Source organism: Aurantimonas endophytica, from assembly GCF_014196845.1.
In the GTDB taxonomy this organism is placed as follows: Bacteria; Pseudomonadota; Alphaproteobacteria; order Rhizobiales; family Rhizobiaceae; genus Aurantimonas; species Aurantimonas endophytica.
In genome coordinates, this window is record NZ_JACIEM010000001.1 from 45,641 (window position 1) to 67,424 (window position 21,784).

The window sequence follows — 21,784 nt, forward strand, 5'->3', positions numbered from 1 at the left end:
GACCGGCGCTGCACTTGCCGCTCGGATCGCGGGACAGGGTTTGGCAAGGCGGATGCGACAGGATGGTGGCCCCGCCCGGAGCCGCGTCATGATCCTCGCCGTCCTCGTCTACCTGTTCGTCGTCAATGCGACGGCCTATGCCGCCTTCGCTTACGACAAGGCGATGGCGATGGAAGGCCGGCGCCGCGTGCCCGAACGTCGGCTGCTCGGCCTGGCGCTGATTGGCGGCATCGTCGGGGCGGTCGCGGCGCAGCGCCTGCTGCGGCACAAGACGCAGAAGGAGCCGTTCCGCTCGCGGCTGCGGGCGATCCTCGTCCTGCACGGCCTCCTGCTGCTCGGTGCGGCCATCGTCGGCGCTGATGGCCTGGCGGCGTTCGGTGACATGGTCGCCGGCGCCGCGTCGAAGCCATAGGGCCGCGCGCCCGGACATTCGATGACCGTCAGGCCCAGCGTCGTTCCACCCGTTTCCCCATGCCGGTCAGGAGCTCGTAGGCGATCGTTCCCGCCGCCGCGGCCACCTCGTCGATCGCGACGCCCGGTCCGAAGAATTCCACCCGATCGCCCGGCCTGACGGCGTCGTCCGGCAGCGCCGTGACGTCGAGCAGGGTCATGTCCATGGAGATGCGGCCGATGACCGGCACGCGCTGCCCGGCGAGCAAGGCGTCGGCCGCCGGACACAACGGCCGCAAGGCGATGCCGGCGCCCGAGGCCGCGCGCGGCAGGCCGTCGGCATAGCCGATCCCGACCGTGGCGATGCGGGTGTCGCGTTCGAGCCGCGTCGCTGCGCCGTAGCCGACGGCCTCGCCGGTCCGCGCGGTGCGCAGCTGAAGGATCGCGGCGGTGAGGCGCGCGACCGGCTGCAGCGCGCCGGCGGGTCCGGCGCGGCCGCCATAGAGGCCGATGCCGGGGCGGGTGAGGTCGAAGCCGTAATCGGGCCCGAGAAACACCCCGGCGGAATTGGCCAGCGAGCGCGGCACGCCGGGGAACAGCGCGGACAAAGCCAGGAATCGCTGCAACTGCTCGGCGCTTTGCGCCGTCGTCTCGTCGGCGGAGGCGAGGTGGCTCATCACCAGGCAGAGCGGCAGGTTGCCGGAGGCGGCCAGCGCTGCGGCCTGATGCGTTTCGCCGTCGTCGAGCCCGAGGCGGTTCATCCCGGTTTCCACCTGCAGGGCCGCAGGGGCTTGTACGCCAGCCGTGCACAAGCCGTCCCGCCAGACGGCGATGTCGTCCGGGGTCGACAGCACCGGGGTGAGATCGTGCCGGAGATGCAGGGGTACGGTCGCCGGCTCGAGGCCCTGCAGGACGAAGATCTGCGCATCGCCTGGGTCGGCCCCGGCCTGCGACAAAGCCTTCCGCACGGCGACGCCCTCCGACGCCCAGGCGACGAAGAAGTCGCGGCAGCCGGCTTCGTGTAGCGCCGTCGCGACGGGCGCCGCCCCGAGGCCATAGCCGTCGGCCTTGACGGCAGCACCGGTGCGGGCACCCGGCTGGCGCGCCGCCAGCGTCCGCCAGTTGGCGGCGAGCGCGGCGCGGTCGATCTCCAGCACCGGCATGCGGGACGGTTCGGCGCTCCTATCGGCAAGACTCGGCACGGCGGCGCCTATTCGTAGCGTTCGGGCAGATAGGTCTCGTCCGCCAGGTCGGTGAAGCGCGTGTATTCGGCCTGGAAGGCGAGGGGCACGGTGCCGGTCGGCCCGTGACGCTGCTTGGCGATGATCACCTCGGCCTTGCCGCGGGCCTCGTTCAGCGCCTGCTCCCACTTCAGGTGTTCGTCGGTGCCGGGCTTCGGCTCGCGGTTCGAGAGGTAATATTCGTCGCGGTAGACGAACATCACCACGTCGGCGTCCTGCTCGATGGAGCCCGATTCGCGCAGATCCGAGAGCTGCGGGCGTTTGTCCTCGCGGCTTTCAACCTGCCGCGACAGCTGCGACAGCGCGATGATCGGCACCGACAGCTCCTTTGCCAGCGCCTTCAGGCCGGTGGTGATTTCGGTGATCTCCTGCACGCGGTTCTGCGAGGAGGCCTTGGACGATCCCTGCATCAGCTGGACGTAGTCGATGACCATGACGTCGAGGCCGCGCTGGCGCTTCAGGCGCCTTGCCCTTGCGGCGAGCTGGGCGATCGATATGCCACCCGTCTGGTCGATGTAGAGCGGCAGCTTCTGCATCATCTCCGAACAGGCGATCAGCTTGGTCAGCTCCTGGTCGTTGATGTTGCCGCGGCGGATCTTCGAGGACGAGATCTCCGTCTGCTCGGAAATGATACGCGTCGCCAGCTGCTCGGCCGACATTTCCAGGCTGAAGAAGGCGACGACGCCGCCATTCTTGGCCTTGAAGGAGCCATCGGCCTGTTCGGCGGGCTCGTACGCAGCCGCGATGTTGAAGGCAATGTTGGTGGCGAGCGACGTCTTGCCCATGGCCGGACGGCCGGCGAGGATGATCAGATCCGAGGACTGCAGCCCGCCCATCCGCCGGTCGAGGCCGATGATGCCGGAGGACACGCCCGACAGGCCGCCGTCGCGGTCCTTCGCCGCCGTCGCCATCTGCACGGCCAGCGTCACCGCCTCGGTGAAGGACTGGAAGCCGCCATCGTAGCGGCCGGTCTCGGCAAGCTCGAACAGTCGCCTTTCGGCGTCCTCGATCTGGCCCTTCGGCTCCATGTCGAGCGGCGCGTCGAAGGCGATGTTGACCATGTCCTCGCCGATCCGGATCAGCGAGCGGCGCATCGCCAGGTCGTAGATGGCGCGGCCATAGTCGGTGGCGTTGATGATGGTCGTGGCTTCCGCCGCGAGGCGGGCGAGATATTGCGCCACGGTCAGCTCGCCGACCTTGTCGTTGGCGGCGAGGAACGTCTTGATCGTGACCGGATTGGCGATCTTGCCCATCCGGATCATCTCCGAGGTCTTGGAGAAGATCTCGCGGTGCAGCGGCTCGAAGAAATGGTCCGGCTTCAGGAAATCGTGGACGACGTAATAGGCATCGTTGTTGACGAGCATCGCGCCGAGCAGCGCCTGCTCCGCCTCGATGTTGTTCGGCGCTTCGCGATAGAGCGCCGCCGCGTCCTCATCGAATTTCCGCGCCGCATCCGCCATGCCGCGTCACCCCTGCCCACGATCCCGTATGGACCCTGCCTACACCAGCGCAGGCTTCGCTCCTAGCGTCTTCAACCGCCACGCCGGGTACCGCTTCGCGCCCCATTTTCCCTGTGGAAGGATTACGGGGAAAAGCGCGCCGCCGGGCCTTTGCGCGGGAGTCTGGACGGCCGTGAGCCTGTGGATATCTTCGACAAGCCGACCGCGAGGCTCCGCGGCACGGTGCCCCGCATTCGCTACTCCGCGGCACAGCGCTCCGGCCAGGTGCCTTCGCGTGAGGCGGCAGCGGCGTCGGGATCGTCGCGCTGGCGCAATCTTGCTTCGGCCTCGAACATGTAGTCGCGGGTCAGCGGCAGCGCATCGCGCGACTTGGTCAGCTGGACCTGGAAGACCACGAGGTCCTGCCAGCGGAACGAGCCCTCCGAAGCGGCGAGATAAAACTCCCACATCCGGCAGAATCGCTCGTCGTAGAGCGCCTTGGCCTCGTCGCGTCGGGCGGCGAAGCGCTCGCGCCAGTGGCGCAGCGTCTCGGCGTAATGGAGGCGCAGCACCTCGACATCGGTGACGATCAGGCCGGCGCGCTCGATCGCCGCGGTCATCTGCGACAGCGAGGGAATGTAGCCGCCGGGGAAGATGTATTTGGCGATGAAGGAATTGGTGTTGGTCGGCTCCTCGAACCGGCCGATCGTGTGGAGGAGCATCACCCCGTCCGCCTCCAGGAGCTCGGCGCAGCGGCTGAAATAGGCTTCGTAGAAGTCGACGCCGACATGCTCGAACATACCGACGGAGACGATCCGGTCGAACTGCCCCTTCACGTCGCGATAATCCTCGATGCGGAACTTGGCGCGGTCGGCCAGCCCGGCATCCTCGGCGCGTTTCCGGGCGACCGCCAGCTGCTCGTCGGACAGGGTGATCCCGGTGACCTCGGCCTGCAGCTGGCCCGCGAGATAGAGCCCCATGCCGCCCCAGCCGCAACCAATGTCGAGGGCGCGCAGCCCCGGCCGGTCGAAGTTCAGCTTGGCGGCGATGTGCCGTTTCTTGGCCAGCTGCGCCTCTTCGAGGGATGCACCGGGACGCTCGAAATAGGCGCAGGAATATTGCCGGTCCGCATCGAGGAAGAGATCGTAGAGCGCGCCGGACAGATCGTAGTGATGCTGCACGTTGGCGCGGGCTCGCCTCGGCGTGTTGTTCTGGATGTAGCGCCGGTACAGGAGCCGCATCCGGGCGATGGCGCGCATCCACGGCTCGCGGGCGGCGTCACCCCTGTCGGCGTTCGCAAAGATCAGCGCCAGCACGTCGTAGATCGACCCGGAGACGACGTCGAGGCCGCCATCCATGTAGGCCTCGCCGAATTTCAGGCTCGGATGGAGGGCGACAGCCCGTTCCGCCGCTTTCGTGTTGAAGCGGATGTGCAGCTTCTCGCCGGTGCCGTCACCCCATTGGGTCACGCCGCCCGACGCATCGGTGATGGTGAGGTTGCCGGTCTTGAAGAGATGGGAGAGGAAGACGGAGAGGATGCGGTTCATGAGGTCGATCTCCTGGCCGTAGCCTGAAGAACCTCGACGGCCCGAACGCCGCCGGGAGTTGCTTCGCACGATGCACTGCGAACCAAAGATAATACCCGCACTGAACATATGAAAAGGGGCCCCACGGTGTGGGGCCCCTCTACGTATGTCTGCTGAGCGTTTCCGGGCGCCGCCCGCGGGCCAGGCCGCTGGTATCGACGCTCTGACTGGCGCTTAGCGGGCCTCGTCGGCCTCTTCCTCGGAGTCGGCAGCAGTCGTCTCGCCGCCTTCTTCTTCGGTGGCTTCGCCTTCGGCGTCCTCGTCCTCGTCGATCTCGTCCTCATCGTCGATGCCGTAGATCGCATCGGCGGAGGTCAGATCCTCGCCGCGCGACTGGCGCTCGGCTTCGTCCGGCGAGCGGGCGACGTTGACGTTGATGGAAACCGAGACTTCCGGGTGCAAGGCGATCGAGATCGAATGCACGCCGATCGCCTTGATCGGCTGGCGCAGCTCGATCTCGTTGCGGCCGACCTTGAAGCCTTCGGCCGCCAGCAGATCGGCGATGTCGCGCGTCGACACCGAACCGTAGAGCTGGCCGGTTTCGCCGGCGGAACGGACCGCGACGAAGCTGCGACCTTCAAGCGTCTTGGCGATCTCCTGAGCTTCGGCCTTCCGCTCCTCGTTGCGCTGAACGAGCTGGGTCTTCTGCGATTCGAACTTGGCGCGGTTCGCCTCGTTGGCGCGAAGGGCGCGGCCGGTCGGCAGGAGGTAGTTGCGGGCGTAGCCGTCGCGCACCTTCACGGTGTCGCCCATCTGGCCGAGCCTTGCGATGCGTTCGAGAAGAATGACGTCCATTTTGAGTTCCTTTCTGGAGGGGTTGAATGCGTCGTCTACTGGCTGGCGGGCGAGGCAGTGCCGTCGCCGTGTCGCCAGGTCTGGAAGAGCCCGAGCCCTAGAAAAACGAGGAGCGGGAATGAGAGCAGCAGGATCGCCGCGTAGCTGGTGAACAGCACGAGGCCGCGGCCGGGCCGTCCGCGGCTGCGACGATGGAGGGCGGCCAGGCCGATCAGCGTGTAGGCGGCACCAAAGGCCCCGACGATGACCGCGCCGATGAGGCCGAGCGTGCCACCGGCGAGGACCGCGCCAAGGCCGGCCGCAAAGACCAGGAGCGTCGTGCGCGGCAGACCGGCGATGGCGGGGATGTCGTCGCGTGGCCGCGGCAGGCGGTTGGAGATGCGGGTCACGGTGGCGCCGAGATAGAGCCCGATGACCAGGATGATCGTCAGCATCGCCGGCTGAACGAACGGTACCAGCGACACGACGAGGCTGGCGAGTTCCCTGATCTGTTCCTGGTCCGGTGCATCGGGTCCGGCGACGCCGCCCTCGCCGAGCGCCTGGGCGACGGCCGGGACGAATGCCTGCGCGTCGTAGCCGAGCATCCAGCCGAGAAACAGGCAGGCGACCGTCGCCATGGCAGTGATCGCCATCAGCACCCGCTCGAGCGGGTACCAGTCGAGCGGCGGCGTGGCCGGGACGTTACCGTTCGCTGCGCGCATCGGCGCCTCGGCGGGCCGGGCAAGACCCGCCAGATGACCGGCAACGGCCGTCGGGATCGCCATCGAGACGAGCAGCGTCAGCGCGCTGGGAACGGAGAGGGTCACCGCAAAGATCGTCGCACCGGCGGTCGCGGCGGCGATGAAGCCGGCGACGGAGCCCCAGCCGAGGCTGGCGATGGCGATGGGGATCGGGGCGGCGAGAGCCAGACTCACCGCCGACGCCGATTGCAGGACGATGCCGGCAAACAGCAGCGCACTGGCAAGGCCCGAGGCCACGGCGATGAGGATGGTGGTTGGTTTCATCTTAAGTGCGCTGTCCTGCTCGCGGCAGTTAGAGGCGTTCGCCCCAACTAGGCTTGGTCGTGTCCCGCGGCGGCCTGACGCGCGTGGGACGGGAGGCGGCGCCCGCGCGCCGCCTCCCGGTATCGAAGTCTTACTTCAGGACGTAGGGCAGAAGGCCGAGGAAGCGGGCGCGCTTGATCGCACGGGCGAGGGCCCGCTGGTTCTTCTGCGACACGGCGGTGATCCGCGACGGGACGATCTTGCCACGCTCGGAAATGTAGCGCTGCAGGAGACGGACGTCCTTGTAATCGATCTTCGGCGAATCGGTGCCGGCGAACGGATCGGACTTGCGGCGGCGATGGAACGGCCGGCGGGTGGGAAGCTGAGCGATATCGACCATGTTTCTTACTCCGAATCGTCACGGCTGCGGCGCGGGCGGTCATCGTCGCGATCGCGACGCGGGCGGTCATCGTCACGGCGGGGACGGTCGCCCCGGTCGCCACGATCGTCGCGGCCGCCACGGCGGGGCCGGTCGTCGCGCTTCTGCATCATCACCGACTGGGCGTCCTCGTGCTCATCGACGCGAATGGTGATGTAGCGCAGGATGTCCTCGTTGAAGCGCATCTGGCGCTCCATCTCCTGGACCGCCGCCGAAGCGGCGTCGATGTTCATCAGCGTGTAGTAGGCCTTCCGGTTCTTGTTGATCCGGTAGGTGAGGGTCTTGAGGCCCCAGTTCTCGACCTTGCCGACCGAGCCGCCATTGGCCTCGAGGACGCCACGATACTGCTCGACGAGAGCCTCGACCTGTTGGTTCGAGATATCCTGGCGCGAAAGAAATACGTGCTCGTAAAGAGCCATGCGCTATCGCCTTTCCATTGTTTCGTTCGCATCTGCCCGGGTACAGCGGCTAAGCCTCGTCGACTTCCCTGCGAACCCGGTGACCCGGGACGATGTGGAAAGGCGCCTGTACGAGAACGGTCGAGAGCGGAGACACGGGAAGCCGATGCCTTCTATGGCACCCTGTTGCCGGCACAGCGGCAGCCTTCCGTTCAGCCCCCAGCTGAGGCCCGAGCATTGACGAGTGTGCACCTACCGGGTTTCCGGCGGTAATTCAACCCTGAAGCGGTGTTGCCTGGGGCCGGCGGAGGCTCATGTGCCACCGCAGCCTTGACAGGAGGTCGTGGCGACAACCATTGCGGCACACGCCGAACAGCAATCACAGGAGATGGCGCATGGCCATGGCATTGGTTTTTCCGGGACAGGGCAGTCAGAGCGTCGGCATGGGTCGGACGCTCCATGACTCGTTCGCCGAAAGCCGTGCCGTCTTCGAGGAAGTCGACGAGGCGCTGGGCGAGAAGCTATCGTCTCTGATCTTCGAAGGACCGGAAGACCAGCTGACGTTGACGGCCAATGCCCAGCCGGCGCTGATGGCGGTGTCGATCGCTGCCCTGCGGGCCCTCGAGGCCAAAGGCTTCAGCCTGACCGAGGCGCGCTACGTCGCCGGCCATTCGCTGGGCGAATATTCGGCGCTGGCGGCGGCCGGCGCGATCACCGTCGCCGACACGGCCCGGCTGCTGCGCATCCGGGGCACCGCCATGCAGGCCGCGGTGCCGCAGGGCGAGGGCGCGATGGCGGCGATTCTCGGCCTCGATGCGGATGCGGTGCTCACCCTCTGCGAGGCTGCGGCCGAAGGGCAGGTCTGCGAGCCGGCAAACGATAATGGCGGCGGGCAGATCGTCATCTCCGGCGACAAGGCGGCCATCGACCGCGCCGTGGCGATGGCGCCGGAGCGGGGCGCCAAACGCGCCATCCCGCTCTCCGTTTCAGCACCCTTTCACTGCCGGCTGATGCAGCCGGCGGCCGACCGCATGCAGGCAGCTTTGGCCGAGACCGTCATCGCTGCGCCTTCCGTCCCGGTCATATCGAATGTCACGGCCACCCCGACCTCTGCGCCCGACGAAATTCGCGAGCGCCTGGTTCGGCAGGTGACCGGGCAGGTTCGCTGGCGCGAGAGCGTCGAGTTCCTGGCGAGCGACGGCGTGACGAAGCTGGTCGAGATCGGCAGCGGCCGGGTTTTGAGCGGGCTCGCCCGCCGTATCGACAAGAGCCTAGTTACGTATGCAGTCGGGACGGTTGACGAGGTCCGGACTTTTTCCGGAGAACGGGGCTGAAGGCGTCGCGCCACGGCTACGTCAACGATCACGGAAGGAAACCAGATGTTTGATCTGACCGGGCGCAAGGCGCTTGTCACCGGCGCCAGCGGCGGCATCGGCGAGGCGATCGCCCGCGCGTTCCACGCGGCCGGCGCCACGGTGGGCCTGCACGGCACGCGCCGCGAGAAGCTCGAGGCGCTCGTCGCCGAGCTCGGCGACCGCACGATGGTGTTCCCCGCCAATCTCGCCGACCGCGACGCGCAGAAGGTCCTGGCGGAAACTGCCGAGGCCGAGATGCAGGGCGTCGACATCCTCGTCAACAATGCCGGCATCACCCGTGACGGGCTGTTCGTGCGGATGTCGGACGACGATTGGGACAGCGTCATCGAGGTCGATCTCACCGCCGCCTTCCGGCTGACGCGCGGCATCACCCATCCGATGATGCGCCGCCGGCACGGGCGAATCATCAACATCACGTCGATCGTCGGCGTCACCGGCAATCCGGGACAGGCGAATTATTGCGCCGCCAAGGCCGGCATGATCGGCTTTTCGAAATCGCTGGCGCAGGAGATCGCCTCGCGCAACGTCACGGTCAACTGCATCGCGCCGGGCTTCATCGCCAGCGCCATGACCGAGAAGCTCAACGACAAGCAGAAGGACGGCATCATGGGAGCCATTCCCATGAAACGGATGGGCGAGGGCGCCGATATCGCCGCCGCTGCGGTCTATCTGGCGTCCGACCAGGCCGGCTACGTCACCGGCCAGACGCTGCACGTCAACGGCGGCATGGTCATGATCTGAGGCGGGCCTCTCCCTTGGCCCCCGCGTCGCGGCGTGGTAAGCGCCGCGCCACCGAACCATTCGACCCAAAGCTGGCGCACGACCGAAATGCCGGTGCCGCTTGATAAAGCGCCGCCCCGCGTCTAACGAATGCGGCAGCACCATCGCAATAGAGGACTGACAATGAGCGATACCGCCGAGCGAGTGAAGAAGATCGTCGTCGAACATCTGGGCGTCGAGCAGGAGAAGGTCACCGAGAACGCCAGCTTCATCGACGATCTCGGTGCCGACAGCCTCGACACGGTCGAGCTCGTCATGGCCTTCGAGGAAGAGTTCGGCGTCGAGATTCCGGACGATGCCGCCGAGACGATCCTCACCGTCGGCGACGCGGTGAAGTTCATCGAGAAGAATCAGGCCTGACGCTTCGGGCGGAGCGTCCGCCTGGGCGATTGAGCAATTGATGAGACGAGTTGTTATCACTGGCGTCGGCATGGTCAGCCCCCTTGGGGCCGGTGCCGGCGTCACATGGAAACGCCTCCTGAACGGCGAGAGCGGTCTGAAGCGGATCGAGCATTTCGAGGTCGGTGACCTCGCTTGCCAGATCGCCGGACAGATCCCGCGCGGCGCCGGGGAGGACGGCACCTTCAATCCAGACCAGTGGATGGAGCCGAAGGAGCAGCGCAAGGTCGACGATTTCATCGTCTATGCCATGGCTGCCGCCTCCGAGGCGCTGGACGATGCCGACTGGCATCCCGAATCCTACGAGGACCAGATCGCCAGCGGCGTTCTGATCGGATCGGGTATCGGCGGCCTGCAGGGCATCGAGCGCAGCGCGCTGATCCTTGCCGAAAAGGGCCCCAGACGGGTCAGCCCCTTCTTCATTCCGGGCAGCCTGATCAACCTTGCGTCCGGCCATGTGTCGATCCGCAACGGCCTGAAGGGCCCGAACCATTCCGTCGTGACCGCCTGTTCGACCGGCGCCCACGCGATCGGTGACGCGTCGCGGATCATCGCGCTCGGCGATGCCGACGTGATGGTCGCTGGCGGCGCCGAGTCGCCGGTGTCGCGGCTCGCCGTTGCAGGCTTTGCCGCCTGCCGGGCGCTGTCGACGCATTTCAACGACGATCCGACCCGCGGCTCCCGCCCGTATGACCGTGACCGCGACGGCTTCGTCATGGGCGAGGGCGCGGGCATCGTCGTGCTCGAGGAACTCGAGCATGCCAAGGCGCGCGGCGCGCGCATCTATGCCGAAGTCATCGGCTACGGCATGTCGGGCGACGCCTACCACATCACCGCTCCGTCGGAAGACGGCGACGGTGCCTATCGCTGCATGTCGGCGGCGATGAAGCGCGCCGGCATCACCCCTGCCGACATCGACTACGTCAACGCGCATGGCACTTCGACGCCGCTCGGCGACGAGATCGAGCTCAGGGCGATCGAGCGGCTGCTCGGCGATGCGGCGGCGGGAATCTCGATGTCCTCCACCAAGTCGGCCATCGGCCATCTGCTGGGCGCCGCGGGTGCCGTCGAAGCGATCTTCTCGGCTCTGGCGATCCGCGACAATGTCGCGCCGCCGACGCTCAATCTCGACAATCCTTCCGTCGAGACGAAGATCGATCTCGTGCCGCACGTGAAGCGCGAGAAAGAGATCAAGATCGCGCTGTCGAACTCCTTCGGGTTCGGGGGAACCAACGCGTCGCTGATCCTGCGGCAGCTGGACGAATAGTCCTTCGCATCGACAGGCCCGGGGATCGCATTCGTCCGGGCTTTCGCCACATTCCAGTGATGCTTCGGCGGTCACGGCAACACGTTCGGGGGATGATCCGGTGAGCCAGGACTCGGGAGCCGATTCGAGACGCGAGCGCCGCAAGGCGGCCCGCGATTTACGGCCGTCGCCGGCTCCCCTGCCGCCGCGCCGCTCGCGCCACGCACGAAGCCAGATCGTCATCTTCCTGAACTTCTGCCTGTCGATGGCGCTGTTTCTGATGCTGGCCGCCGGCGCCGTGATCTACTGGGGAGCGGGGCAGTTCGAGGGGCCCGGTCCGCTTCGCCAGGAAGCGACCTACGTCGTGCCGAGCGGCTCGGGCGCACAGACCATCGCAGCCGGGCTGGAGCGCGAGGGGATCATCAGCGACGCACAGGTGTTCGAATACGGCGTGCGTTTTGCCGGTGCCGGTGGCGAGCTGAAGCCCGGCGAATACGCCTTCACGCCCGGCATCTCGATGCGCGGCGTGATGGAGAAGCTGCGCAGCGGCAAGTCGATCGTCCACTCCGTCACGATCCCGGAAGGCTGGACCGTCCAGCGCATCTACGACCGGATCGCCGCTTCGGAGGTGCTGTCCGGGGAAATGCCGGAGCTGCTGCCAGAAGGCACGCTGCGTCCCGACACCTACCTCGTCCAGCGCGGCGACAGCCGGAAGGGCCTCGTGCAGCGCATGAAGGATGCCCAGGACCGGCTCGTCGCGGAGATCTGGGAGACCCGCAACCCGGAAGTGCCGGTGGACGATATCGGCCAGTTCCTCACGCTTGCCTCGATCGTCGAGCGCGAAACCGGCGTCGACAGCGAGCGGCCGCACGTCGCGTCCGTCTTCGTCAACCGGCTGCGCAAGGGCATGCGGCTGCAGTCCGACCCGACCTTCCTCTATGGCGTCTACGGCGGAGCCGGCAAGCCAAGCGACCGGCCGGTGACGCAGTCCGACATCGACAGCGACACGCCCTACAACACCTACCGGATCAACGGCCTGCCGCCGGGCCCGATCGCCAATCCGGGGCGCGCGGCGCTGGAAGCCGTGGCCAATCCGCTCGAGACCGACGACGTCTATTTCGTCGCCGACGGGACCGGCGGGCACGTCTTCGCCGAGACGCTGGACGAGCACAACCGCAACGTCCAGCGATACCGCGAATACGAGCGCCAGCAGCGGGCCGCGGCCGAAGCGGCAGAGTGACGGGACGGCGCCCGGTCGGCGGCTGAACGCGAGGGGGATCAGGCATGCCCGTCCAGAGCATGACGGGCTTTGCCCGCCACGAAGCCGTCGCCGAAGGCATCGATTTCGTCTGGGAGCTGCGCTCCGTCAACGGCAAGAGCCTCGACATGCGGCTGCGGCTGCCGCCGGGTTTCGAGCCGATCGAGGCCACGCTTCGCCGCCTTGCCGCTTCGCGCCTGTCGCGCGGCAACATCCAGGCCGGGCTGCAACTCAAGCGCGACGCCAGCCTGCCCGAACTCATCGTCAATGACGCCATGCTGCAGCGCGTGCTGGCACTGTCGTCCAGGCTCGTCGCAGACGGCCATGCCGCCGCGCCGACGGCGGACGGTATCCTGGCGATCAAGGGCATCGTCGATGTCGCAGAAACCCGGCCGGATCCGGAAATCGAAGCCCGCCGGCACGCCGCGGTAACCGAAGGCTTCGCCGCAGCACTCGACGCGCTGGCGCTCGCCCGGCGGTCGGAAGGGGACGTGCTGCGCGGCATCCTGCTGACGCGCGTCGACGAGATCGCGTCCCTCGTGGAGCGGGCCGAGACGGATCCAGCGCGCTCGGCGGACGCCATCCGACAGAGACTGGCGTCGCAGATCGCTGACCTCCTCGGGGCGGACGCCCGGCTCGACGAGGCACGCCTGCACCAGGAGGTGGCGCTCCTGGCGACGAAGGCCGACATTCGCGAGGAGCTCGACCGGTTGCGCGCGCATGTCGACGCAGCACGGTCGCTGCTCGACGGCGGCGGTCCGATCGGGCGGCGCCTCGACTTTTTATCGCAGGAATTCAACCGCGAATCGAATACGGTCTGCTCCAAGTCGAACGCGAACTCGCTCACCGCCATCGGGTTGGAGTTGAAGGTCGTCATCGATCAGTTTCGTGAACAGGTGCAGAATCTAGAATGACGTCGATCTTCGACACCGAATCGCCCATCAAGATCGCGCGTCGCGGCCTCATGCTCGTGTTGTCCTCGCCGTCCGGCGCCGGCAAGTCGACGATCGCCCGGACCCTGCTCGATTCCGACCCGCTGTTCATGCTTTCGGTCAGCGTGACGACCCGCAAGCGCCGGGCGAGCGAGATCGACGGCGTGCACTACCACTTCATCGGGCGCGACGAGTTCCACCAGATGCGCGAGGGCGGGGCGCTGCTCGAATGGGCCGAGGTCCACGGCAATCTCTACGGCACGCCGCGTTCGGCCGCCGAGAAGGCGATGCAGGACGGGCGCGACATGCTGTTCGACATCGACTACCAGGGCGCGCTGCAGCTGCAGCGCCAGGCCAAGGCCGACATCGTCTCGATCTTCATCCTGCCGCCGTCGATGGCGGAGCTGAAGACGCGGCTGCTGCGCCGCGCAGAGGACTCCGGCGAGACCATCGCCGTCCGGCTGAAGAACGCCCGCGTGGAGATCGCCCGCTGGCGCGATTACGATTACGTGGTGATCAACGACGATCTCGACCGCGCCTTCTCGGCGGTCCGCTCGATCATCAACGCCGAGCGGCTGCGCCGCGACCGCCGGCCCGGGCTCTACGACTTCACCGCCCAGCTGCTGGCCGAAGAAATCGAGTGAAGAGCCGGAATCAGTTTGTCGGCGTGTCAGCCTAACAGGCGGGCGATACTAACGAATTCGGCGACCGACAAGGTCTCGGCCCGCCGCTGCGGGTCGATCCCGGCGCGGCCGAGCAGGGCCTCGCCGCCGAGCGCCTTGAGGCTCTGGCGCAGCATCTTGCGCCGCTGGCCGAAGGCCGCCGCCGTCACCGTTTCCAGCGCAGCGAGGGCGACCGGCTCCGGCTCCGGTCGGGGAACGATCCGCACCACCGAGGAGGTGACCTTCGGCGGCGGGGTAAACGCTTCGCGCGATACGTCGAAGGCGATGCGCGACACGGTCCGCCAGCCGGCAAGGACCCCTAGCCGGCCGTAATGATCGGAGCCGGGCGCGGCGACGATCCGCTCGGCCACCTCGCGCTGGAACATCAGCGTCAAGCTCTCCCAGGCCGGCGGCCATGTGGGCGTCGCGATCCAGTTGAGCAGCAGCTGCGTTCCGACATTGTAAGGCAGGTTGGCGACGACCTTGAGCGGCCCTTCGTGGGCGATCGCGGCGACATCCAGCGTCAGCGCATCGGCCTCGATGATCTCCAGCCGCCCGGGATAATGGTCGGCAATGGCATGCAGCGCGGGCAGGCAGCGCGAATCCTTCTCGATGGCGATCACCCGGCCGGCGCCCTCGGCGAGCAGCGCCCGCGTCAGCCCGCCGGGACCGGGGCCGACTTCGACGACCGTCGCGTCCTCGAGCGGCTGCGCCTGCCGGGCGATCCGAGCGGTCAGGTTGAGGTCCAGCAGGAAATTCTGGCCGAGGCTCCGGCGCGGCTCCAGCCCGTATTCGGCAAGGACGGTGCGCAAGGGCGGCAGCGGATCGATCGGGCTCACGCGATGGCCGCGGGAAGGGGCGATGCGGCCGCCATGCGCCCCGCCAGGCGAAGCGCGGCGAGGAAGCTGTCGGGCCGCGCCCTGCCGGTTCCGGCGATGTCAGCGGCGGTCCCGTGATCCGGCGACGTGCGAATGATCGGCAATCCGAGCGTCGCGTTGACCGTCTGGTCGAAGGCGAGCGTCTTGGCCGGGATCAGCGCCTGGTCGTGATACATGCACACCGCCACGTCGTAGCCGCGGCGCGCTTCGGCGTGAAACATCGTGTCGCCCGGCAGAGGCCCGAAGGCGTCGATGCCGGAAGCCCTCAGGCGCTCGATCGCCGGCCGGATCACCGTCTCTTCCTCGGTACCGATCGCACCCTTTTCGCCGGCGTGCGGATTGAGCCCGGAGACCGCCAGGCGCGGCAAAGGGATGCCGAGCCGCGTCCGGTAATCCGCGGCCACGATGCGGCAGGTCGTCTCGATCAGCTCGGCGGTCAGCTGTCGCGGCACCTCGGCCAGCGGGATGTGGATGGTCACGGGCACGCAGGACAAGTCCGGACCGGTCAGCAGCATCACCGGCGTGAAGGGGCGGCCCAGCCGCCTGGCGCAGAGGTCGGCAAGGTATTCGGTGTGGCCGGGATGGCGAAAGCCGAAATCGTAGAGCGCCTTCTTGTCGATCGGGCCGGTGACGAGGGCCGAAGCCTCGCCGGCGAGCACCAGCGCCGTGGCGCGATCGATCGCCTCGATCGTCCCGGCGGCGTTGTCGGGATCGATACGGCCCGGCGCCTCGGCCTGGCGGTTCACCAACGGCAGAACGGCCAGCGCCCCCACGGGCGTGGCAGCTGCCTCGTGCGGCGCGGAAATGGGGTGGATCGACAGCGGCATGGCGAGGCGCGCGGCCCGGTCGGCGAGCATGCGGGGATCTGCCAGCACGAAGAAGCCGGGCAGGTCGCGGTGCCCGGCGGCATGGATGGCAAGAACGATATCCGGCCCGACCCCCGACGGCTCGCCGAGCGTGACCGCGACCAGCGGCGGCCCGTCGCGGCGGCCGGCATCACTCATCGGCGGCTGATCTGCGCCTTGTCGCGCAATTCCTTCAGGAAGGCGCCGTCGGGACCGCCGCTTTCCTCGCCGAGCTTTGCCAGGTCGCTGGACTGGAACACCATCGCGGCCACCTTGTCGTCCGAAATGCTGCGGCTGCTGCAGACGGCGATGTACTCGACGCCGCGCTCGGTCTCCTGGACGGGAGTGGTCTTGCCGTTGCCGGCGCGAATGATGTCGTCCTTCCAGCGTGGGGGTAGCTCCGGCTGCGCAACACGTCCGAGGTCGCGAACGGTGACGTCGCGAAGTCCCTTGGCGAAGGTGTAGGTCGCGTCACAGGACTGGAAGCGCGAGCGCATGCCGTCCGCCTCGCGCTTGCGCTGCCCGAGCATTGCACCGCGCTGGCCTTCGGGGATGACGAAGATCACCTGCTGCAGCGTGTATTCGGTCGTGGACGGCTTCTGCCCGCCTTGCGCCAGCATGCGCTGTACGACGTCCTGCTCACTCATCCGTTCGCTGCTGCGCATGTGCGCCTGCACGGCCTGTCCCCAGCCCATCTGCACCCGGATGTAATCCTTGAACGCGTCGGCAGAGAAGCCGGCGCGTGACAGCACCTCGGCGAGCTGCTGCTCGTTCATGTTGTTCTCTGCGGCGAACCGGGCGTAGGCCTCGTCGATCGCGCTATCGGGCACGTTGATGCCGCGCCGACGGATCTCCTGCTTCTTCAGTTCCTCGTCGATCAGTTCCTCCGTGGCCTTCTGCGTGGCGTTGCCGCCGACCCGGCGCAACTGCAGGAAAGCCGCGCGCTGGCGGATCTGGAAGGTGGTGATGGGCTGGCGGTTGACGACGACGCTGACCTCCGAGGCGGCCTGTGCCGGCGTCGGGAGCAGGGGAGCAAACACCGCCGTCGAACCGAGTAGAGCGAATGCAAGGGCCGCACGCTTGACGACGTTGTGAATGGTCATGGTTCCTGAAACTCCTCCTCCGGGGCAATAGCTGCGGCGGGTTGCGACGCCTCTAGACGCCCGCTCTGGCGAAATGATGGTCGTTCGACCGATTTCCGCCGAGAACGGGCGCCGAAGCTTTTGTGTCGCGGGCCGTCGCCGCCTAGCTGCCATTGCTCCCGATATCATAGGACTGCGAGAAGTCCGAGATGGTTCGCAGTCCGAGCGTGAACATCAGCTTCGTCGAGTTGGAATCCTGCGAGTAGCGGTTCACCGTGTCGGAATAGGAGACGAGGAGGCTGAAGCACTCGTCGGCGTAGCCGACGCCGAACGTCTTCTCGACCAGCGTGTCGTTCTCGATGTCGTAGCCGAGCGCGCCGAACGCCGTCCAGTTGGGGGCGAAGGTCAGGGCGCCCGAGGCGGTGACCTGGCTGCGGTCCTCGATGGATCCGTAGATCGGCTGCGCCGCGATCTCCGTGTAGGTCAGCTGGGCATTGCCCCTGGCGAACGCGTAGGAGCCGTAGATGTCGGTCCGGCGGAGTTCGTAATCCTCCTCGTCGAGCCGCATCTGGGTGCCGATCTCCAGGCCGATCGGCGTTCCGAATGCGAGCGAGGTGACGTAGTCGGAGCGGTCGGTCTCCAGGCCCGAATCGTAGCCGACCAGCGACAGGTCGGTCTGGGCGTAGGAGTTGAGGCCGGCGAGATGGTAGGACTGGCCGATCACCGCATCCAGAGAATAGCCGCTGTCGAGCGTCGCCGCATAGCGCAGACCGTAATTGGTGCGGGTGCCGCCCTCGATGCGGTCGTAGCCGGAGAACTTGTCCAGCGCGAAGAGGTTGGCGGTGTTGAACACCAGTGTCTGGGCGTCCTCGTTCGGCAGGAAGCCGATGCGGGTTTCGTCCGGACGGACGATCATCTGGGCGATCGGCTCGATCACGTGAGTCGAATGGGCCGTCTCGATCAGATAAGGGTAGCGCGCCTCGAGCGCGCCGGTCGCCATGCCGCGCGCGCCGGAATCGTCGACGTCGATGGCGCCCTGTTCAAAGAACCCGGTCGGCTGGGCCGGGTCGAACCCTGCATAATAGTTGGTGAACCCGTTCGAACTCATGTCGGCGGTGTAGAGGTCACCGCGCACGGCAGCGATCGGCTTGAGAACCAGGCCCGAGTTGAGCGCGTAGCTGTCTTCCCACTGGACCGCCGCCGTTCCGCGCGTGTAGTCGCCCTCGAGGCCGAGGTAGCGGGTCAGGTCGGGGCGGAACCAGTAGCCGGTCGTCGGGAACATGCAGCTCCCGTCCGAGAGCGACGTCGCACAGAGGCCGGTGAGCTGATCCTGGTCACGATGCAGCGACGTGACGTTGAGATCGACCTGGATCTCGCCGCCGAGCACGCTCTCCTGCTCGATTCGCTGGTAGTCGAAAGTCGGCAGCACGTAAGGCTGCTGGTCCTCGAAGGTCGGGTCGGTCGACTGATAGTCGAACTTCTGCGCCCGCAGGTCGAAGACGCTCTGGTCGCCGAGACCGGTCAGGTAGATTTCCGACGTGCGCAGCGTCTCGCTGAAGCCCGGGATCTCGTACGTTCTGGAGAAGTTGTCGTCGGATTGGGCCAGCACGTCCCAGCCGAACGTCCAGCGGTCGCTGAGCGCGAACTTGCCGGTCGTGCCGATCATACCGCGTTCGGTATTGGCGAAGTCCGGCGAGGCGCGCAGCAGATCGCCGTTGGATGCGTAGATGTTGTCGCCGCTGAACGCGTCCGGATCCTGCTGGACGATGCCGGCGGCCTGCAGGGTGAAATAGCCGTTCTCCACCGCCTGGCGGTACTCGACCTCGCCGAGGAAGCCCTGCTTCGTGTAGTAGGTCCCGGCGACGGTGACGTCCTTGTCGTCGGCGATCGCGAAGAAATACGGCACACGCAGACCGTACCCGAGTTCGTCCGACGACCGGAAGGCCGGCGGCAGGAAGCCGGACTTGCGCTTCACCGTCGGGTCCGGCGACTGGAAGTAGGGAAGGTACGCGATCGGCGCGCCGAAGAACTCGAACTGCGCGCCGTAATAGCGGATTTCCTTCTGGGTCTGGTCCCAGACGATCTTGCGCGCCTTCACCTGCCAGAGCGGTGCCCGCTCGGGGTTCTCCTCGCACGCCTCGCAGGCCGTGTAGACGCCCTGCTGGAACGTCGTCACGCTGCCTTCGCGCCGGACCGCGTCGGCGGCCGCAAAGCGCGTGTTCTCCGGGGTCTCGATGCGCAACGCCTGGACGAATCCGTCGCGGAAATCGTCGGTGATGTCGATCGAGTCGGCGTAGATGCGATTCCCGTCCGGCTGTTGCAGTTCCACATCGCCCGTGGCGATCAGACGGCGGGTATTCTGGTCGTAGACGACCTTCTGGGCAACGAGCTTGTACGAACCATAGTCGATCTGCACGCCGCCGCCGGCGGTCACGACCGAGGATTCGCTGTCATAGGTGACGGTGTCGGCCTCGAGGAACAGCTGGGCGTTCTCGGGGGCCTGGATATCGGTGGGCAGAGCCGGCTGTGCATGGGCAATGCCACTCGCCAGCCCGAGCGCGCAAAACGCCGTGCCAGCAAGGAGAAACCCCTTTACGCGCGGCCCGGCGATACCCCTTCGCCGGCCGTCGGTCCCCCTCGGAATCATACTAACCATCCTCTTGATGGAGCAGGATCGTTACCCCAAACAATCCTGCTGCCAACACTGGAAACCATGCGGCTGCAACCGGTGGAACCACCGCATTGCTGCCGAGTGCCTTCGCCAGAAACGTCACGACGTACAACACGAAACCAGCCAACACGCCACTGCCGAGAGTCCTAGCAGACTGCCGGGTGCGCGAAAACCTCGTGGCGACCGTTGCCGCCAGCAGGGTCATGGCGATGAACAGCGCCGGCTGCGCGATCAGCGAGTTGTACTGCATCAGGAATGCCATGGAGTTGAAACCCAGGCTCGCCGCGACGCCGATCTTGTCGCCCAGTTCCCAGATCGAGATCGCCTCCGGGTCGGCCAGACGCTGTTCGACGAATTCCGGTCTGAGGCTCGTCGGCAGCCGGAAGGTCGCCGGGTGCTCCGGCGGGCTGCCGATCCGCGTCACCCGCGGCTTGTCCATCGTCCAGGCACCATCGCCGAGCACCGCCTGAGACGCGTCGACCCGCTGTTGCACGAGGCCGTCATCGCTGAAGATGAAGGCGGTCACCTGGCCAAGCAGCACGCCGTTCTGTGCCACCGTCTTGGCCCCGATGATGGACGAGACCCCTTCGGCATTCTGCCGCAGCCAGGGTACCTGGTCCGATGTCGTTGCCACGCCGGCATTGGTGGTTTCGGCTTCGAAAGCGGCCGCCTGGCCCTTGGCGTAGGCCGAAAGGGGATTGTAGGCGAATGTCGCCAGAAGGCCGAGAAACAGCGAGCCGGCGATGAAAGGCAGCAGGATCTGCCAGATCGACACGCCGGCGGCACGCGCCACGACGAGCTCGAGACGCCGGTTGAGCGTCAGCAGCGTGAAGATCGAGGAGAACAGGATGATGAAGGGAAAGGCCTGTTCCATGAAGGACGGCACGCGCAGCGCGGAGAAGAGGGCGATCGCGCCGAAGCCGAACTCCGTCATCCGCCCGCGCCGGCTCACTTCGATCATGTCGATCAGGTAGACCAGCGCGAAGACGGCCAGCAGCGTGGACAGGAAGCTGACGACATAGAGCCGGAAGAAATAGCGGTTGAGCGTCCAGTTTCTCATCGGCCGACCCCGTTCTGGAAGGCGGCCGGGCGAAGCCGCGCCAGCAGCGCGGTGACGCGGTCGAACTGCACCGCGGTCCATTCGGTGATCGGCCAGCTCGCCGGGCCGAGGCCGCGCCAGATCAGGAAGAGATTGAACGCGATGGCGCCGAGCGGCAGCAGATAGCTGACGAACACCCAGGTATAGCCTTCCTCGATCAGCGACAGCGCCACGAAGCCCAGCGCCTTGAGGACGAGGCCGCCGGAAAGGCCGAGGAACATCGCCGGGCCGGTCCCCTGACGGTTGGTCCGCGGATCACCGGCGACGACGACGGCCCAGAAGGCGAACGCTATCGCGTAGAGCCAGCTCGACATCCGATCGGTGACCTCTTCGACGAGGTTCAGCGGCTTCGACTGATAGAGCGAGTCGTTGGGGTCGGGGAACAGCAGGTCGGCGGTGCTGCGCTCGGAGGTGCGGATCCAGTCGCCGCTCGAGGAGGGCCGAAGTTCGGCAAGATCGAAGGCGTAGGTCTGAAACTCGATCACCGACACGCCGCCGTCCGTCGTGTTCCGGCGATGCAACTGGCCGTCGTAAAGCAGCAGGGCGGAGCGATCGCCGTCGTCCATCACGCGGGCTTCCCGGGCGAAATAGGTCAGGTCGAAGGCGGGATCGCGCGTGTCTGCGATGAACAGGCTCTCGATCACCGACCCGTTGGCGTCGCCGACGCTGACCACGAGGTCGGACTGCACCCGCTCGAAGCGTCCGGGCTGCAGGAAGAGGGTCAGCGTGTCGGCATTGATCGAGCGGAGGCCGTTCTGGAAGGAACTCGCGGAGTAGGGGCCGACGACGTGGCTGAGAAAGAGAATGAGCAGCCCGCCGATCGCGCCGAGCAGTACGATCGGCCTGGCAACGGTCTTCGGCGAGGCGCCGGCGGCGGCGATGACGGCGCGCTCGGACCCGGCATTGAGCGCATTCAGCGCCTGGATGGCGCCGATGAGGACCGCAAAGGGCAGCACGCCAGCTATCAGCCCTGGCAGCAGCATCAGCGCGATCCAGAAGATGTTGCCGGCAGCCGAAGCGGTGGTCTTGATGATGTCGATGCGTGACAGGGCCTGGACGATCCAGACGATCAGAACCAGCGACGCGAGCGATCCCGCGGCGTACCCGAAGGCGGCCTTGAAGACGTAGCGTTCGAGGAGCGTCATTCGTTACCGTCTTCCGATTGCACGCCCCGCCGTCTTCTTCGCCGGGAATGTCCGCAGGCCGGACTTCCCCTCGTACACTGCAACAGCTTGGCTAAAGAAGGGCGAAGCGAGATGGTTAACGCCGTGTAACCACCGCGCCG

The 21,784-nt window shown here is 66.9% G+C and carries 21 protein-coding genes; 8 read left to right on the forward strand and 13 right to left on the reverse strand.

Features of this window, described 5'->3' with window-relative positions:
* The first annotated feature begins 88 nt into the window (after positions 1 to 88).
* Positions 89 to 412 (forward strand): DUF1294 domain-containing protein, encoded by a 324-nt coding sequence (locus GGR03_RS00280; protein WP_183205263.1) that lies wholly within the window; start codon positions 89 to 91, stop codon positions 410 to 412.
* 28 nt (positions 413 to 440) lie between these two features.
* Here GGR03_RS00280 and alr read toward each other — a convergent pair whose 3' ends face one another.
* From alr to rpsF, 7 genes are all read right to left on the reverse strand, one after another.
* Positions 441 to 1,592 (reverse strand): alanine racemase, encoded by a 1,152-nt coding sequence (gene alr, locus GGR03_RS00285; RefSeq protein ID WP_252920140.1) that lies wholly within the window; start codon positions 1,590 to 1,592, stop codon positions 441 to 443.
* Between the two features lie 8 nt (positions 1,593 to 1,600).
* Positions 1,601 to 3,091, reverse strand: a complete 1,491-nt coding sequence (locus GGR03_RS00290) for a replicative DNA helicase (RefSeq protein ID WP_183205265.1) — start codon at positions 3,089 to 3,091, stop codon at positions 1,601 to 1,603.
* A 236-nt stretch (positions 3,092 to 3,327) separates the two neighbouring features.
* On the reverse strand, positions 3,328 to 4,617 hold the full coding sequence (locus tag GGR03_RS00295; RefSeq protein ID WP_183205267.1) for a cyclopropane fatty acid synthase: 1,290 nt from the start codon (positions 4,615 to 4,617) through the stop codon (positions 3,328 to 3,330).
* A 213-nt stretch (positions 4,618 to 4,830) separates the two neighbouring features.
* On the reverse strand, positions 4,831 to 5,451 hold the full coding sequence (gene rplI, locus GGR03_RS00300; protein WP_183205270.1) for a 50S ribosomal protein L9: 621 nt from the start codon (positions 5,449 to 5,451) through the stop codon (positions 4,831 to 4,833).
* Between the two features lie 35 nt (positions 5,452 to 5,486).
* Positions 5,487 to 6,455, reverse strand: coding sequence for a hypothetical protein (locus GGR03_RS00305; RefSeq protein ID WP_183205272.1), 969 nt, complete (start codon positions 6,453 to 6,455; stop codon positions 5,487 to 5,489).
* 130 nt (positions 6,456 to 6,585) lie between these two features.
* Positions 6,586 to 6,834 carry a 30S ribosomal protein S18 gene (gene rpsR, locus GGR03_RS00310; RefSeq protein WP_163043733.1) on the reverse strand — a complete coding sequence of 83 codons (249 nt, stop codon included), beginning with the start codon at positions 6,832 to 6,834 and terminating at the stop codon, positions 6,586 to 6,588.
* Positions 6,835 to 6,839: 5 nt separating this feature from the next.
* Positions 6,840 to 7,292, reverse strand: coding sequence for a 30S ribosomal protein S6 (gene rpsF / locus GGR03_RS00315; protein ID WP_183205274.1), 453 nt, complete (start codon positions 7,290 to 7,292; stop codon positions 6,840 to 6,842).
* 374 nt (positions 7,293 to 7,666) lie between these two features.
* On the opposite strand from rpsF, the gene fabD reads away from it, so the two are divergent.
* From fabD to gmk, 7 genes are all read left to right on the forward strand, one after another.
* Positions 7,667 to 8,605: an ACP S-malonyltransferase gene (fabD, locus tag GGR03_RS00320; RefSeq protein WP_183205276.1), complete on the forward strand. Its 939-nt coding sequence runs from the start codon at positions 7,667 to 7,669 to the stop codon at positions 8,603 to 8,605.
* A gap of 45 nt (positions 8,606 to 8,650) precedes the next feature.
* On the forward strand, positions 8,651 to 9,388 hold the full coding sequence (gene fabG, locus GGR03_RS00325) for a 3-oxoacyl-[acyl-carrier-protein] reductase (protein WP_183205278.1): 738 nt from the start codon (positions 8,651 to 8,653) through the stop codon (positions 9,386 to 9,388).
* Between the two features lie 162 nt (positions 9,389 to 9,550).
* Complete coding sequence (locus GGR03_RS00330) at positions 9,551 to 9,787, forward strand: acyl carrier protein (RefSeq protein WP_026358398.1); 237 nt, start codon at positions 9,551 to 9,553, stop codon at positions 9,785 to 9,787.
* 40 nt (positions 9,788 to 9,827) lie between these two features.
* Positions 9,828 to 11,093 carry a beta-ketoacyl-ACP synthase II gene (fabF, locus tag GGR03_RS00335; RefSeq protein ID WP_183205280.1) on the forward strand — a complete coding sequence of 422 codons (1,266 nt, stop codon included), beginning with the start codon at positions 9,828 to 9,830 and terminating at the stop codon, positions 11,091 to 11,093.
* A 100-nt stretch (positions 11,094 to 11,193) separates the two neighbouring features.
* Entirely contained in the window at positions 11,194 to 12,312 is a 1,119-nt protein-coding gene (gene mltG / locus GGR03_RS00340) for an endolytic transglycosylase MltG (RefSeq protein ID WP_183205282.1), read from the forward strand.
* A 44-nt stretch (positions 12,313 to 12,356) separates the two neighbouring features.
* Entirely contained in the window at positions 12,357 to 13,244 is an 888-nt protein-coding gene (locus GGR03_RS00345; RefSeq protein ID WP_183205286.1) for a YicC/YloC family endoribonuclease, read from the forward strand.
* Positions 13,241 to 13,906 carry a guanylate kinase gene (gmk, locus tag GGR03_RS00350; RefSeq protein ID WP_183205288.1) on the forward strand — a complete coding sequence of 222 codons (666 nt, stop codon included), beginning with the start codon at positions 13,241 to 13,243 and terminating at the stop codon, positions 13,904 to 13,906. Before GGR03_RS00345 ends, gmk begins: the two co-directional genes overlap by 4 nt.
* A 26-nt stretch (positions 13,907 to 13,932) precedes the next feature.
* Here the strand turns inward: gmk and rsmA are convergent, their stop codons facing one another.
* The 6 genes from rsmA to GGR03_RS00380 are packed head-to-tail and all read right to left on the reverse strand — an operon-like array spanning position 13,933 to position 21,644.
* Positions 13,933 to 14,763, reverse strand: a complete 831-nt coding sequence (rsmA, locus tag GGR03_RS00355; protein ID WP_183205290.1) for a 16S rRNA (adenine(1518)-N(6)/adenine(1519)-N(6))-dimethyltransferase RsmA — start codon at positions 14,761 to 14,763, stop codon at positions 13,933 to 13,935.
* Complete coding sequence (gene pdxA, locus GGR03_RS00360; protein WP_183205291.1) at positions 14,760 to 15,806, reverse strand: 4-hydroxythreonine-4-phosphate dehydrogenase PdxA; 1,047 nt, start codon at positions 15,804 to 15,806, stop codon at positions 14,760 to 14,762. Before pdxA ends, rsmA begins: the two co-directional genes overlap by 4 nt.
* Positions 15,803 to 16,903 carry a SurA N-terminal domain-containing protein gene (locus GGR03_RS00365; protein ID WP_246367546.1) on the reverse strand — a complete coding sequence of 367 codons (1,101 nt, stop codon included), beginning with the start codon at positions 16,901 to 16,903 and terminating at the stop codon, positions 15,803 to 15,805. Before GGR03_RS00365 ends, pdxA begins: the two co-directional genes overlap by 4 nt.
* On the reverse strand, positions 16,893 to 19,376 hold the full coding sequence (locus GGR03_RS00370) for an LPS-assembly protein LptD (RefSeq protein WP_183205293.1): 2,484 nt from the start codon (positions 19,374 to 19,376) through the stop codon (positions 16,893 to 16,895). The genes GGR03_RS00365 and GGR03_RS00370 overlap by 11 nt, the downstream gene beginning before the upstream one ends.
* A 1-nt stretch (position 19,377) precedes the next feature.
* A complete protein-coding gene (gene lptG / locus GGR03_RS00375) occupies positions 19,378 to 20,460 on the reverse strand; it encodes an LPS export ABC transporter permease LptG (RefSeq protein ID WP_183205294.1) in 1,083 nt (360 codons plus the stop codon).
* Positions 20,457 to 21,644, reverse strand: coding sequence for an LptF/LptG family permease (locus GGR03_RS00380; RefSeq protein ID WP_183205295.1), 1,188 nt, complete (start codon positions 21,642 to 21,644; stop codon positions 20,457 to 20,459). The genes lptG and GGR03_RS00380 overlap by 4 nt, the downstream gene beginning before the upstream one ends.
* Positions 21,645 to 21,784: the final 140 nt, after the last annotated feature.